Below are 13,546 nucleotides of genomic sequence, written 5' to 3' on the forward strand. Positions count from 1 at the left end.
GCGGTGTCCTTTCTAGCGATGAAGCAAGCCGTTGAGGCGAGACTCAATCTGGCCGCGGTGGTTGTTGTAGAAGTTGAGGAAACCTTGGAACACGATGGCCAAGACAACGGGAAGCACGAGGCCCCACAAACCCTCGAGCTTGGGCATAGAAGACTTCATGCCCTTCTCGCCGCTGGATTTGTTGTCGTTCGGCTTGGTACTGCCGGGCTTGTCGTTGCCCTCGCCCTTGTTTCCGCCCTCGTTACCGTCCTTCGCGCTCACGCAGTCCTTGATCGCGGCGTCGCCGGCGGCCACGGTGAGCGTCTGCGGTTCAGAGGTAATCTCCTTGCCGTCTGTAGTGGTAGCCGAGTAGCTGACCTCGAGCTTGTACATGCCCGGCTTCGTAAACGCCCAGTTGGTGTGGGTGTGGGAGGCGAAGGTGGTCTCAATGGAGTAGTCACCTTCGGCGGAGTTGATCAAGGGAGTAAAGCCCTTGCCCAACCCTTCGGTGGTGAATAGGCCCACCTGTGCGCCGTCGGGCATCTCAACGGGCTTGATGTTGAGGGTGACCGTGCCGTCTTTGTAGTCCTGGTAGTCAAGCGCCTGGGTGTTATAACCCGGCCAGATGATGCTCTGCTCTTGGGTTTGGGGGAGCAGGAAGAACTTATCCTCGCCCAGGTAGTCGAAGTCTTTGCCCTTGAGCGCCTCCGGGCGGGGGCGCAGGGCATTGTTGTGGATGGCGAGGACAACGTCATCAAGCGGGCGCTCGACAGTCTTCTTGTCTACGATGGCCGTCTCATCCTTGAGGCGGGTGCGGAACTTATCGCCGTCACGAGTGACAGCGATATCGACGTGGCCATGGTCGAGCACCGCCTTGTCAACGCACGTACCGGTGTACTTTCCTGACTCCGGCTTGGTGTTGTTGTCGGGGCTGGTGGAGGGAGCCTTGGAGGTTGTGCCGAGTGCGCCGCGGCCCTCGTACTTCTGCCCAAAGGAGAAGTTTTCGGTGAGCGTGATGCTGCCGGAATCTTGCTTGATGCTCGGGTGCGGAAGGATATCCAGGCGCACGGTAGTGCCGTTGAAGCTTGCGTCTGCGCCGGCCACAAACTCCGCGCGGCCGTGGGTGATGACCCCGTCGAATTCGACGTCGGGAAGCTCGCTGCCCTTGCTGAAGAAGCCACCATGGACGTAGCCTTCGAGCTTTTTATCGGCGGCCTCCACGATGATGCGCGTTGCGTCCTCGCCCTCCGGAACGGCCCGCGCGGACAGCTCCGGGTTAGATACCGAGACCTCTTGATCGGAGGAGAGCTGGCGGAGGTTGGTGGTTTCTGTCCAGGACTCCGCAGACTTCTTCGAGGTGGTGGAAAGCTCAGCGTTCTCGGAGTAGGCGAGCTCCTCGGTGATCCAGCGCGGGCTGCCGTCCTCTGGGGTGTAGACAGCCTGGATCGTTGAGGACTCTGGGCCTAGGAACTCATCGAAGTGTGCTTGACCGTCTTTCACGGGCAGATCGGTGAGGAAGTAGCCATCGATCAGCAGCGTGAGCGTGCCGTTGCTGCCGCCGGTGAAGTCGATGGAGGAGAGGCGCTCATCCCCGTCCTTGTCTCCGGACTTCTTCGGAGCGATGGTCAACCGGTAGTCCTGTGCGCTGGCATCTCCCGCGGTGGCCTTGTCGAACCGCTCCTTGAGTGACGGTGTTGGATCGGCAGCCGGACGTTGACCGCCCACCTGGATGGAGGTGGTGGTCGGTGCGGAAGCGATGAGCTTGCCGTCCTTGTCGCGCGCGGTGGTGCGGTAGGTCAGCTGGTAGCGCCCAGGCTTGGTGAAGACGGTGTAGTTGTGGGTGTGCGTGCCGCTCGTCAGCCAGGCAGAATGCGGGGCACCCTCGGTGGTTCCGAAGAAGCGCTGCAGGCCGCCGGGGCCGGGGTAGTAGCCAAACATCTCTACCTCGCCGGGGCCATCAACGCTGAGGAGGTCGAGAGAAGCGATGCTGTCGCGGAAGTCATCAACAGGCAGCTCGGTGTCCGCACCGAAGCCCATCCACACTGGGTCCAGGCTGCCCTGTACGCGGGCGGGTGCCATGTAGTAGGTCGTGCCAGCCTTTCCGAGGAAGGAAAGTGCAGGGTCCTCAGGGACCGTGAACTGGTATTGGTTGGTTCCGTTCTGGTCCCAGCCTTTGCCCACCCAGGTGACGGTGTCGGCCAAGTCGTGGTCGCTTTCTGCAGAATGGCTTTTGAGGGTCAGAGAATTACCCTCCCAAAATGCCTTGGGGGAGTCGATGTGCGTTTGGGTGGCCACGTGCTTGCCGTCGTCGGGACCGGCAACGGCGGTGGCGGGAGAGGCGAGGAGTGCGGCGCACGTAAGCAGAGCCGCGTAGCGGGTACGAATCACGATGGGAGACCTTTCTTCAGTTCTTAATCGAGATTTTTCACTATAGGTAATGGAAACCAATACCGTTTAGTGTGGGGGAAAGGTGCTGCTCAGCCTTAGTGGAAACGGGGTTCAACTACCCCCAAGTGGGGCGGGCGGTGCGGCGATGCGGCGCTGAACTACGATGGGGAACATGACTAAACCGACATCCGACGTCCGCGTCCGTTTCTGTCCTTCACCAACCGGCACACCCCACGTGGGCATGGTCCGCACGGCCTTGTTCAACTGGGCTTATGCCCGTCATACCGGTGGCACTCTCATCTTTCGCATCGAGGACACCGATGCTGCCCGTGACTCCGAGGAGTCCTACCAGGCCATCATCGACTCCCTGAACTGGCTTGGCCTGGGCTGGGATGAAGGCGTCAACGTCGGCGGCCCTGACGAGCCCTACCGCCAGTCGCAGCGCATGGATATCTATGCTGACGTCCTGCAGAAGCTCAAGGATGGCGGCTACGTCTATCCGGCTTACTCCACCAACGAAGAGGTGCAGGAGCGCCACAAGGCAGCCGGCCGCGACCCGCAGCTAGGCTACGACAACTTCGACCGCGACCTCACTCAGGAACAGATTGACGCCTTCGAGGCGGAAGGTCGCAAGCCGGTGTGGCGCCTGCGCATGCCGGACAAGGATTGGTCCTGGACCGACCTGGTGCGCGGCGAGATGACCTTCAAGTCGGAGACCCAGCCGGACTACGTCGTGGCACGCTCGAACGGTGCGCCGCTCTACACCCTGGTTAACCCGGTCGACGATGCCCTTATGGGAGTTACCCACGTCCTGCGCGGAGAGGACCTCCTGTCTTCCACGCCGCGCCAGCTCGCCCTCTACGAGGCGCTTGTGGAGCTCGGCATTGCCAAGAAGACGCCTGAGTTTGGTCACCTGCCCTTCGTGATGGGTGAGGGCAACAAGAAGCTGTCCAAGCGTGACCCGCAGTCTAACCTGTTCAATCACCGCGACAACGGCATCATCCCGGAAGGCATGCTCAACTACCTGTCGCTGTTGGGCTGGTCCCTGTCTGCGGACCAGGACATCTTCTCCGTCGACGAGCTCATCGCCAACTTCGACGTTCACGACGTGTTGGGTAACCCTGCTCGCTTCGACCAGAAGAAGCTCGAGGCCATCAATGCGGATCACATTCGCTTGCTGGAGCCAGCAGACTTTGCTCAGCGCCTGCGCGACTATCTGACTGAGTACACCGACTTCCCGGCCGACTATCCGGAGGAGAAGTTCGCTTTCGCTGCAGATCTGGTGCAGACCCGCATCAAGACGCTGTCTGACGCTTATGGCCTCATGTCCTTCCTGACCACGCCGGATGCCGAACTGGAGCTGGATGAGAAGGCAGCCCGGAAGAACCTCAAGGAAGATGCGGTGCAGCCGCTGGAGGTTTCCATTGCCAAGCTGGAGGAGCTCGGGGAGTGGAAGGCGGCGGAGATTGAGAAGGTTCTCTCCGCCGCGCTTATCGACGACCTCGGCCTCAAGCCCCGCAAGGCCTACGGTGCCCTGCGTGTAGCTATCTCGGGCCAGCAGGTCTCCCCGCCGCTGTTTGAGTCCATGGAGCTGCTGGGCAAGGAGTCCACGCTGGCTCGCCTTAAGGCTGCTCAGGCGCTCACGCCGTGGAGCGCTGAGTAGTCCTCCTGGGCAGTCTCACAGAGCTGTAATTTCGGGGCGTTAGGTGTCACTCCTAACGCCCCGAAAATGCTTTCTGGCCTGGCGATTTGTGTGTATCGGTAGTGCTGGATATAGTTATAAACCGTTGCAGCGAGCAGCGAGGGGTTAAAGCCCTGAGCTAGTTCGAAGCGATAATGGCCTATGGTGTAATTGGCAACACAACGGTTTCTGGTACCGTCATTCTAGGTTCGAGTCCTGGTAGGCCAGCAGTGATAACTGCGCAAGGTGCAGCGACACTTTGCGGTAAGTCGTCACAGTTCTAAGCCCCGTTCGTCTAGCGGCCTAGGACGCCGGCCTCTCACGCCGGTAACACGGGTTCAAATCCCGTACGGGGTACCACCACAGAGTGGCAAGCACAATGAGCTTGCCACTCTTTTTTCGTATCATTGGCGACCATGCACTTCTACATTGTTCATGGATACCAAGCCAGCCCTGACAGTCACTGGTTCCCGTGGCTAGAGCGCCTGTTGACCGCCGATGGCCACACCGTTCGCATAATCGCGCTGCCGGAACCGAACGCTCCAATGCTCGATGAGTGGGTAGAGGCGATACGCAACGATATTGAGCGTCCAAACGCTAATACCTGCATCATCACGCATAGCCTAGGCGGCACCGCGCTGCTGCACTATCTCACGGCCTTGGAGGGCGAGTGGGAGCTTCCTGGGCTCTTCATTGTTTCTGGGTTTGTGGAGAAACTTCGCGTCATCCCAGAGCTTGACGAGTTCATTGGCCAGGCTCGCATCGACGTGCCTGCTGTCAAGCCCCACATCGCTCACACAGAGGTCTTCGTGTCCACCAACGATGTCCTAGTAGACCCCGCCCTTACTCAGCAGCTTGCCGACGCCCTCTCGGCCATGTCCATCACCATCCACGACGCGGGACATTTCCTTGAAGCTGACGGCTATACCGAGTTTTCACAGCTGGGGGATCGCATCACGCAGTGGCTGCACAGTCTATAGTCCCTCAGTCATAGCTTTGAGCGCCTCCACGTGCGCCACGTAAGCCCGTGTGCCCGCCTCGGTGAGCGCGACCCACACGGCATCCTTCGCGCGGGTAGAACCGTACTCTCGGGTGCGGCTAATGTGGCCGTGATCCTCGAGGTACTTTAGCTGTTTGGACAGCGTATCGGCGGGGAGCTCGGTGAACTCGGCGAGCTTGCTGTACCTCATTTGCCGGCCTGCGGTGGCGCCGGCGGAGTAGAGCGCAGCGCAGATTCTGAGGCGGTTAATCGGGTGGATAACTGGGTCCAGCTCAGGGGATTGGTTGGGTGCTTTACTAGGCATTAGCGCCCTTTATGGCCGCGTTGCGGTTCTCGTAGAGCATCCAAGCCGTTGCTGCCGAAACAATGACCCCGCTGGTGATCATCCATGGCCATGTATCAGGCGTCGGCGTGGTGGAGAAAATCATTGCACCGGGGAGCAGTACGCGTGACCACGTGGCGCGATCGTTCCTCGGTCCCGTGTTGGGGTCGAGCCGCACGAAGGGGTTCGCGATTTTGTCCTTGAGGAGGAAGCCGAGAATGAACGTCGGTATGAGGAGTGCGAGTGTGTACGACCAGGACAGCTTGGTTAGCGCAAGACTGATGCCGATACCGAGCGCTACAAGTGCTACCGCCCACCAGCTCTGCCTCCAGGCGGTGCGCTGTTGAACTTCGTCAATAACTTTGAGTTCGTCGTTCATAACCTGACTCCCTTGTTTGCATCTAGTGCAAGTCTAACGGTTGCAATAGCGGCAAGTAAAGGGGTGGGGTGCGCGCACGATCTGAGTGGTCTGGTTCTACCCCATACCGGCTTGCATCTTCGGCGAGGTAGCCGGGACGGCCGCAGGAGTACCAGGGGGTGAACCAGTGCTCAATTGGTCTAAGTCCTACCGGTATGCCTTTTCTGGTCATACACTGCAGGTACAACGCATTCCCGACAGAAAGGAGAGCGGATGGCGGAAGCTGAAAATCATCACTATCGCCGACGCGACTCTAGCAGATAGTACTAGGCGGCATCGCCATAATCCACAACTTCTTAAAGCCAACACTCGAGCGAAGTAGGAGCCTTGCACCACATGCTGTTAGCGCACGTGTCCTCCCGAACCTCTAGCGATGACTAACAAGTGCTCCGGCCCCAGCAGCCCACGGCACGCCAGCGGAATAACCACTGATTCGATCCGCGCCCAGGCCTTGAGAGCCAATGTTTCCATCGCAGCCGAAAGCGGCAACGAGGTTCGGGATTTTATCTGTGTAAAAGGTGCTTCTACGTGCCGATTTGTGCAACCTTTTGGGGATCCTATAGTGTTTAGCAAGTCCGCAACGGACAGCTAAGCGAGCCCCGTTCGTCTAGCGGCCTAGGACGCCGGCCTCTCACGCCGGTAACACGGGTTCAAATCCCGTACGGGGTACAACGAAAAGCGCTAAGCCATGCACGTGGCTTAGCGCTTTGCTTCTTTAGCGTGGGTGCTACACGATCATGATTTCCGCGTTGTTACCGCCGGTGCAGCGGATGATCTCGCGGTCGTCGGTCCTGCATGCGAGGTCGTAGGACTGGTGGGTAACCGGACTGGTGACCGAGATTTGTGGTGGGACGTATCCGCGTAGATCTTCCAAAGAGCTTATGGTGAGCCCCATGAGGTGGCCGGCAGTCGAGCGGGCAAAATCACAGCTGGTATTCGGCCCTGCGAGGATGTAGGTGATGTTGTAGCCATCACCTGTCTGGCATACCGTGGCAGGGGTGCCGAAGACATCGACCTTTGCGCCATTGATCTGCTTCTCTGGCAGCTGCTCGTGGATGTGGTTGATCGAACCAATGCGCGCGGATTCAATTGTTTTCCGGCTTCCAGGTGGCATGACGTACTGTCCGGGCTCTACTCCCTGAAGGTGGGGAGGCGTCGTTTGTGGTGCCTGCCGTTGTGCAGCTTGCTGCTGTGCGCCTTGCTGCTGTGCGCCTGCTTGTCCTTCTGGAGCGGAGCCACCGGGAACGGTGGGCTCGGGGCCTGCAGGCACCTCGGCGTGGGAGTCGTCTTTAAGCGGCTGGAAAGCCGGATAGGTGTTTTTGAATGATGGCTCTGTTGCCTCAGAGGTGGCCGGGGCCGTGTCTGGGGCGGCGGTCTCGGTGGTGGTGGAGGAGCAACCAGCCGCGAGTAGACCCGCGGCGGCTACGGCGGTCAATGCCGTGAGGAATCGGCGTGCGGAGGAAGGGGTCTGCGGGGAAGTCATGACCCCACACTAACGCCCGCCTAGCCATATGGTGTGGGAAAACGGGGAAAGCTGCCCAACCCTCAGTGCAGAACACCGAGTAGGCGGGCAGCAAAAGTCTGTGCTAGCGAGTCTGTGCTAGCACGAGGAGCCTTAGTGGCAGTCCCAGTGACCGTCGTGGGCTGCGTGGCGGTGGCCATCGTGCAAGTAGTCCACGTGATCGCCGTGCGGGATGGCGACGTGACCGCAGCCCTCGCCGTGCTCGTGATCGTGGTCCTCGTGAATGTGGTGCTCGGACGTCTCGCACTCGTCCCAGTGGCCCTCGTGCTCACGGTGGATGTGACCGTCGTGCAGGTAGTCAGTGTGATCGTCGTGCGGGAAGGCAACGTGGCCGCAGCCCTCGCCGTGGGTGTGCGTGTGCTCGTCGTGGATGGTGTGGGTCATGATTCCTCCTCAAAGAATCGGGGATTTTCACTCCATTTTCAGTAGTTGATAGTTACAGTAAAGCGAATTTTCACTATGTTTTCAATAGTGGGGGTGGGTGGGGGTGCCCCACCCTGATGGCTGTGCACGAAGTGAAAGGTGATTCATATGTGAAAAGCGCTAGAGTAGGGAAATGATGAAAAAGTCTCTTCAGCACCGTTCTTCGCGCCTTCTGTCTGGCCTGGCTTCTGTCGTGGGCGCGTGCTCGCTGGCCATTGGGTTTGCTGCCCCCGCAATGGCTGGCGAGGGCGTGCCGGTTACCCAAGGCCAAAAGATTGTCGCCTCCGATGGTTCTCTGTGCAGCATCGGCTATGTTGAGGCCACTCGGGCATGGACCTCGGCGCACTGCGGTCTCAATGGCGAGCAGATGTATAACGACGCAGGTCAGCACGTAGGTACACTGCGCTGGTTCAAGCCCTCGGGTGCGGCGGGGCATGACCTGGCTTATATCCAGTTTGCCGGTGGGACCTACTCTGCGGGAAACCCGCTCACCGGAGATGGAATGGCACCCGTGCCTGGTGAGGGATCAACGGTGTGCTTCGACGGGCAGGCTACCGAGCGCCAGTGTGGCACCGCGGTGCGTGGCCCGGGGCTCTTCCCAGGAATGAACTACGTTGTGGACGTGGCGTTGGCGCCAGGGGACAGCGGTGGAGCAGTCTCCGTGCCGGGGCAGCCGGGTGTGGTGGGCATCTACCAGGGGATCACTCAGGCTAGCCGCGATGGGCAAACCATAACCTTCTCTAACTATGCTCGCATGCCGCGAGCAGACGAGCTGGCGCACTTGCCGCACCAAGGCTGGGTGCCGCGTCGCCCCAACCGGGAGCCGGGAAACCCAGTGCGCATGGTGCAGGAGAGGGGAGAGGCGCTGTCTTCGACGAGCAGCACGGGTCCGGAAGGGTTGCGTGGCCTAGCCATGTACTTCGGGCTAAGTATTTAAACGGCTGGTATCTAGGCGGATGGGAATTCGTAGGCGAGCTTTAGCGTCCCGCTTTCCCCGGAGCGTCGTGGGATAGCGCGGCGGTGAGGCGGGAGGAGGCGTCGACAAGCACGTCAGCGAACTTCTCCGCTGGGGAGGGGCGGAATCGTTCGGCGGAGCCGGAGACGGAGAGCACGGCGATAAAGTTGCCGGCGGCGTCGAAGACGGGGGCGGAAACGGAAGCGAGATTCGATTCGCGCTCCTCGATGGATTCGGAGTAGCCGTTGGTGCGCGCGAGCTCGATGTCGTGCTCGCTAAAAAGGGCATCGGGAACGTGTACATCCGCAAAAGCTGCGAAGATGCGGGCGGCTGAGCCGGAAGTAAGGGGTAGTTGGCGGCCGACGGGTACGACGTTGTGCAGGCCAATCTCCGGCTCGCGTGTAGCAATGCACGTGCGGGTTGTTCCAGATAGCTCATAGAGCTGTACGGACTCACCGGTGGCCTCAAGGAGCTCTTCCATGATGGGCCCGGCGGTTTCAATGATGCGATCGCGGTTGCCGGGAAGGGCGGGGCCCGCACCCCACTTTCCGTCGGGTGTGCGGGTGAGGATCCGGTGTGCCTCGAGTGCTGTGGCGAGACGGTGTGCGGTTGCTCGGGGCAGGCCGGTGGTCTCACAAAGCTCGTTAAGCGTGGAGGGGCGGTTGGTCGCGGCCATCATGATGGCAACTGCGCGATCCAATACCTTTATTCCTGATACTGCGCTATACTCTCCCATATAATGAAATCTACGTCCCATTAATTGAGATTTCAAGTGGAGAGAAACATGACTGAGAAATTGACACTCGCAGAGAAGGTATGGCGCGACCATGTCGTGCGCAAGGGGGAGAACGGCGAGCCTGATCTCCTCTACATTGACTTCCAGCTCTTGCATGAAGTTACCAGCCCGCAGGCCTTCGACGGTCTGCGCCTGGCTGGACGGACGATGCGGCACCCTGAGTTGCACTTAGCCACGGAGGATCACAACGTTCCCACCGTGGGTATAAAGACCGGAAATCTCCTGGAGATTAAGGACGAAGTTTCCCGTACACAGGTGTCTACCCTTCGCAAGAACTGCGAGGAGTTCGGCGTACGCCTGCATTCGATGGGTGATGCCCAGCAGGGCATTGTCCACACCGTTGGTCCGCAGTTGGGTATCACCCAGCCCGGCATGACCATTGTGTGTGGTGACTCGCACACCTCGACGCACGGCGCCTTCGGCTCCATTGCCATGGGCATCGGTACCTCCGAGGTTGAGCACGTCATGGCCACTCAGACGCTTTCGCTCAAGCCTTTCAAGACGATGGCTATCGAGGTTAGCGGTGAGCTGGCGGAAGGTGTTTCCGCCAAGGACTTGATCTTGGCTATCATCGCCAAGATTGGCACTGGCGGCGGCCAGGGCCACATTATCGAGTACCGCGGCGAAGCCATTCGCAAGATGTCGATGGAAGCGCGCATGACGATCTGCAACATGTCCATCGAGGCTGGTGCCCGCGCTGGCATGGTTGCTCCGGATGAAACAACCTTTGAGTACGTCAAGGGCCGCGAGTTCGCCCCGCAGGGCGAAGACTGGGACGCAGCGGTCGAATACTGGAAGACGCTGCCGACCGACGAGGGGGCCGATTTCGATACCGTCGTCGAGATCGATGGCTCCGCCCTCACCCCGTTTGTCACCTGGGGCACCAACCCGGGCCAGGGTCTGCCGTTGAGCGCTGCGGTGCCCGACCCGGAGGAGTGCGGGGACGATGGCGAGAAGGCCGCAGTCGAGAAGGCCCTGGCGTACATGGACCTCACGCCGGGCACGCCGTTGCGCGATATCCAGATCGACACTGTCTTCCTGGGATCGTGCACGAACGCTCGCATCGAGGACCTGCGCGCCGCCGCCGAGGTGGTCAAGGGGCGCAGTATCGCGGCTGATACCCGCATGATGGTGGTCCCGTCATCGGCCGTGGTCAAGGCGCAGGCTGAGGAGGAAGGCTTGGACAAGATCTTCACCGATTTCGGCGCTGAATGGCGTACCGCGGGTTGCTCGATGTGCCTGGGTATGAACCCGGACCAGCTGAAGCCGGGGGAGAGGTCGGCGTCGACAAGCAACCGCAACTTTGAGGGCCGCCAAGGCCCCGGTGGCCGTACCCACTTGGTGTCCCCGGCCGTTGCCGCGGCGACAGCAGTCCTGGGCCACCTGGCCGCACCAGCTGATATCGACGATGCCGCCGTAGCCGGCGCCTAAGGAAAGGGAAAAGACAATGGAGAAGTTCGTAACTCATACTGGCGTCGGCGTTCCGCTGCGAGTTTCCAATGTGGATACCGACCAGATCATTCCTGCGCGCTATCTGAAGTCCGTCAAGCGCACTGGCTTTGCCGAAGGCCTGTTTTCTAACTGGCGCAGCGACGAGAACTTCATTCTCAACCAGGAACCGTTCAAGGAAGGCTCTGTGCTTTTCGCGGGTCCGGACTTTGGTACCGGTTCTTCTCGTGAGCACGCGGTGTGGGCGCTTGCTGAGTATGGATTCAAGGCGGTGTTTTCCTCCCGCTTCGCCGATATTTTCCGCGGCAACTCTGGTAAGGCCGGGCTGCTGACGGGGCTCATGGAGCAAGAAGACATCGAGCTCATCTGGAAGCAGTTGGAGTCCGGTGAAACCGAAACCACCGTGGATTTGGAAGCGCGCACGGTTACCGTCGGCGGCAACAGCTATACCTTTGAGATCGATGACTACACCCGTTGGCGCCTCATGGAGGGACTCGACGACATTGGGCTGACCCTGCGCAATGAGGACGATATCGAGGCTTTCGAATCCGCACGCCCGGCATTCAAGCCCCGCGTCGTGGCGTCTTAGCGTGAGCAATGGGGGTGTGGGAGTGTTCCCCGCCTCCTGTGGCGCCGGACACATATCGGCGTTAACATCCTCGGCATGAGCAATCCTTATCAAAGCTTTAGCGGGGACAGTGGCAATCAGTTCGGCGGTGCAGGTGGGTATGGCGATTATGACTATCACCAGTCTGGGAGTTACGGCTACCAGCAACCCAACGGCTACGGCTACCAGCAGCCGGGAAGCTTTGGGTACCACCAGCCCGGCGCCGCGCCTGGCAATCCACCAGGCGGGGCCCCGCGCAGCCCATCGACGCCATGGATATTGTGGGCCAAACCTTCAAGGGCTACCTGAAGCAGCCTGTGCCAGGGATGCTGGCCATGCTGGTGCATCTCATTATCTCTTTTGCTCTTCTTCTTGTGCCGGGAACCGTTTTAGGCGGAATCTCCGCAGCGATGGAAGAAAGCGGCAGGGACATTGAACCCCTGGTTCCTACCGTGGGGATACCTCTTATGGTGGTCATGGCGCTAGCCGCCTACGCTTATCTCTGCTGGATGATGGCGAACCTCTTCAATGGTTCCCGGAAGATCGCTGATGGGGAGAAGGTCACCTTCCGCGACTACTTTAGGTTTGCGCAGCTGAGTGGTTGCGCCGGTGTCTATGCTTGCTTCTTTATTTTGGTAACGCTCGGATCTATTGCGGGTGGCTTCCCCGGACTGATTCTCTATGCGCTCCTGTGGCCAGCGCCCGTGATCAAGGCGGATAACCCCGATAAGCCTCTCATGGACTGCTTCCGAGAGGCCCTCGACCTAATCATGGAGAATCTAGGGCAGTCGCTGCTCTTTATTCTGGTCTGTTCCCTCATCACGAGCTTTGTCGTATTTATCCCCATCGTCGGCTTCCTTGCCGCCTACCCGATCTGGGCTTTGGGGATGGTCCTGTTCACCCGCGCTATGCAGCGCCGCCCTGCAGCACGGTTTGAATAAGGCAGCAGGGCGGCGTAGAAACTCCTGAGGGACGTGGGCGATGCCCTGCTCAGCGCACGGGAAGCGGGCTCGCCAGATAGTCCGCTCCGGTAAGTTCACCGTCGTTGAAGGATAGAACCCACACCGAAGCTTTCTTGAACTTGAGTTCTTCGATTGGTTCTTGAATGAACTTCGGTGCATAGGACTCGATGATGCCGGGGATTGTCAGCCCTTGGCTGACGATAACCGGAACGCCGCCGCCGTCGACCACGCGCTGAAAGGCGGCGCGGGCGGTATCAGGAGATTCGACGAAAACATCATCGCCGAAAGCCTTGTTAACGGCGATGTCCATGCCGAGTTCATCGGCCAGCGGGGCAGCGGTGTGCTGGCAGCGCTGCGGCGGGGCGCTATAAATGGCGGTCGGATGGAAAGGCGTGAGCATCGGAACGAGCATCTCCGCCTGGCGGCGCCCCTTCTTATCCAGCGGGCGCAGGTCATCATCACCCTCCCAGGTGCGGCGCTGGTGCGCGCGGGCATGGCGCACGTAGAGAACGCGGGTCGTTGGTGCGAGGCGCAGGCGCTTCTTTGCCTTGGCCAAGACCTGTGCATCAACGTCATAAGAGAGCAGTACGCAGGCATCATCGATCTTCATCCAGCGCAGCTCGTCGGTTTCCTGATTCGGGGTGTATTCGCCATCGAGCACCCGCGCCAGCCAGTAGTAGACCACCTTGGTGCGGCCTTGTACTGGGTAAGCTACCTTGCCGATGAGTTTGCCCAAGCGCACGGTATAACCGGTTTCCTCGAGGATCTCGCGCGCGGCGGTAACAGGAAGGGATTCGCCCGGATCCACCTTGCCCTTGGGCAGTGACCAATCGTCATAGTGCGGGCGATGAATGAGGGCGACTTCCGGATCGTGCGGGTCACCGCGCCAGAGAACCGCACCGGCGGCCAGGGTCGTGCGCTTAAACTCATCGGCCGGATCGACGGGCACTTCTTGGTGTCGGCCAGAAATAAAGACCTCGGATTTGATGTCTTTGTCCGTCTCGTGCATGTTCTTTGCCTTGGGCATGCTGCTCCTTTTGCGCC

Annotated in this window: 13 protein-coding genes and 3 tRNA genes; 9 read left to right on the top strand and 7 right to left on the bottom strand. The window is 60.0% G+C overall.

Annotated features, from left to right (window positions below; all coding sequences use genetic code 11):
* Positions 1-12 precede the first annotated feature (12 nt).
* Positions 13-2,367 (bottom strand): choice-of-anchor M domain-containing protein, encoded by a 2,355-nt coding sequence (locus tag HMPREF2635_RS07590; RefSeq protein ID WP_070511672.1) that lies wholly within the window; start codon positions 2,365-2,367, stop codon positions 13-15.
* A gap of 163 nt (positions 2,368-2,530) precedes the next feature.
* Here HMPREF2635_RS07590 and gltX point away from each other — a divergent pair, with 163 nt between their 5' ends.
* From gltX to HMPREF2635_RS07610, 4 genes are all read left to right on the top strand, one after another.
* Positions 2,531-4,030 carry a glutamate--tRNA ligase gene (gltX, locus tag HMPREF2635_RS07595; RefSeq protein ID WP_083306703.1) on the top strand — a complete coding sequence of 500 codons (1,500 nt, stop codon included), beginning with the start codon at positions 2,531-2,533 and terminating at the stop codon, positions 4,028-4,030.
* A 174-nt stretch (positions 4,031-4,204) separates the two neighbouring features.
* Positions 4,205-4,276, top strand: a tRNA-Gln gene (locus HMPREF2635_RS07600).
* 56 nt (positions 4,277-4,332) lie between these two features.
* A tRNA-Glu gene (locus tag HMPREF2635_RS07605) sits at positions 4,333-4,408 on the top strand.
* 56 nt (positions 4,409-4,464) lie between these two features.
* Complete coding sequence (locus HMPREF2635_RS07610) at positions 4,465-5,028, top strand: RBBP9/YdeN family alpha/beta hydrolase (protein WP_070821518.1); 564 nt, start codon at positions 4,465-4,467, stop codon at positions 5,026-5,028.
* Here HMPREF2635_RS07610 and HMPREF2635_RS07615 read toward each other — a convergent pair.
* On the bottom strand, positions 5,023-5,352 hold the full coding sequence (locus HMPREF2635_RS07615) for a transcriptional regulator (protein ID WP_070511675.1): 330 nt from the start codon (positions 5,350-5,352) through the stop codon (positions 5,023-5,025). The genes HMPREF2635_RS07610 and HMPREF2635_RS07615 overlap by 6 nt on opposite strands.
* Positions 5,345-5,749: a hypothetical protein gene (locus HMPREF2635_RS07620; protein ID WP_070821519.1), complete on the bottom strand. Its 405-nt coding sequence runs from the start codon at positions 5,747-5,749 to the stop codon at positions 5,345-5,347. The genes HMPREF2635_RS07615 and HMPREF2635_RS07620 overlap by 8 nt, the downstream gene beginning before the upstream one ends.
* A 635-nt stretch (positions 5,750-6,384) precedes the next feature.
* On the opposite strand from HMPREF2635_RS07620, the gene HMPREF2635_RS07625 reads away from it, so the two are divergent.
* Positions 6,385-6,457, top strand: a tRNA-Glu gene (locus tag HMPREF2635_RS07625).
* A gap of 58 nt (positions 6,458-6,515) precedes the next feature.
* Here HMPREF2635_RS07625 and HMPREF2635_RS07630 read toward each other — a convergent pair.
* Positions 6,516-7,271 carry a hypothetical protein gene (locus HMPREF2635_RS07630; RefSeq protein WP_070516552.1) on the bottom strand — a complete coding sequence of 252 codons (756 nt, stop codon included), beginning with the start codon at positions 7,269-7,271 and terminating at the stop codon, positions 6,516-6,518.
* Between the two features lie 132 nt (positions 7,272-7,403).
* Positions 7,404-7,694, bottom strand: a complete 291-nt coding sequence (locus tag HMPREF2635_RS13000) for a hypothetical protein (RefSeq protein WP_070681158.1) — start codon at positions 7,692-7,694, stop codon at positions 7,404-7,406.
* Between the two features lie 172 nt (positions 7,695-7,866).
* Here HMPREF2635_RS13000 and HMPREF2635_RS07640 point away from each other — a divergent pair, with 172 nt between their 5' ends.
* Positions 7,867-8,670 carry a chymotrypsin family serine protease gene (locus HMPREF2635_RS07640; protein ID WP_070821520.1) on the top strand — a complete coding sequence of 268 codons (804 nt, stop codon included), beginning with the start codon at positions 7,867-7,869 and terminating at the stop codon, positions 8,668-8,670.
* A gap of 40 nt (positions 8,671-8,710) precedes the next feature.
* Here HMPREF2635_RS07640 and HMPREF2635_RS07645 read toward each other — a convergent pair whose 3' ends face one another.
* Positions 8,711-9,424, bottom strand: coding sequence for an IclR family transcriptional regulator (locus HMPREF2635_RS07645; RefSeq protein ID WP_046649067.1), 714 nt, complete (start codon positions 9,422-9,424; stop codon positions 8,711-8,713).
* A 48-nt stretch (positions 9,425-9,472) separates the two neighbouring features.
* Between HMPREF2635_RS07645 and leuC the strand changes: the two genes are divergently transcribed.
* The 3 genes from leuC to HMPREF2635_RS07660 all read left to right on the top strand — a co-directional run bounded on the left by leuC (position 9,473) and on the right by HMPREF2635_RS07660 (position 12,481).
* A complete protein-coding gene (gene leuC, locus HMPREF2635_RS07650; RefSeq protein ID WP_049154909.1) occupies positions 9,473-10,915 on the top strand; it encodes a 3-isopropylmalate dehydratase large subunit in 1,443 nt (480 codons plus the stop codon).
* Between the two features lie 16 nt (positions 10,916-10,931).
* Positions 10,932-11,522, top strand: coding sequence for a 3-isopropylmalate dehydratase small subunit (gene leuD / locus HMPREF2635_RS07655; protein ID WP_046649069.1), 591 nt, complete (start codon positions 10,932-10,934; stop codon positions 11,520-11,522).
* 290 nt (positions 11,523-11,812) lie between these two features.
* The gene (locus HMPREF2635_RS07660) at positions 11,813-12,481 is read left to right on the top strand and encodes a hypothetical protein (RefSeq protein WP_246824863.1); all 669 of its coding nucleotides are present in this window, start codon (positions 11,813-11,815) and stop codon (positions 12,479-12,481) included.
* 49 nt (positions 12,482-12,530) lie between these two features.
* Here the strand turns inward: HMPREF2635_RS07660 and HMPREF2635_RS07665 are convergent, their stop codons facing one another.
* Positions 12,531-13,529, bottom strand: a complete 999-nt coding sequence (locus tag HMPREF2635_RS07665) for an NUDIX hydrolase (protein WP_070821521.1) — start codon at positions 13,527-13,529, stop codon at positions 12,531-12,533.
* Positions 13,530-13,546: the final 17 nt, after the last annotated feature.

Origin of the sequence: Corynebacterium sp. HMSC035E02, assembly GCF_001836065.1 — a bacterium.
GTDB lineage: Bacteria > Actinomycetota > Actinomycetes > Mycobacteriales > Mycobacteriaceae > Corynebacterium > Corynebacterium hiratae.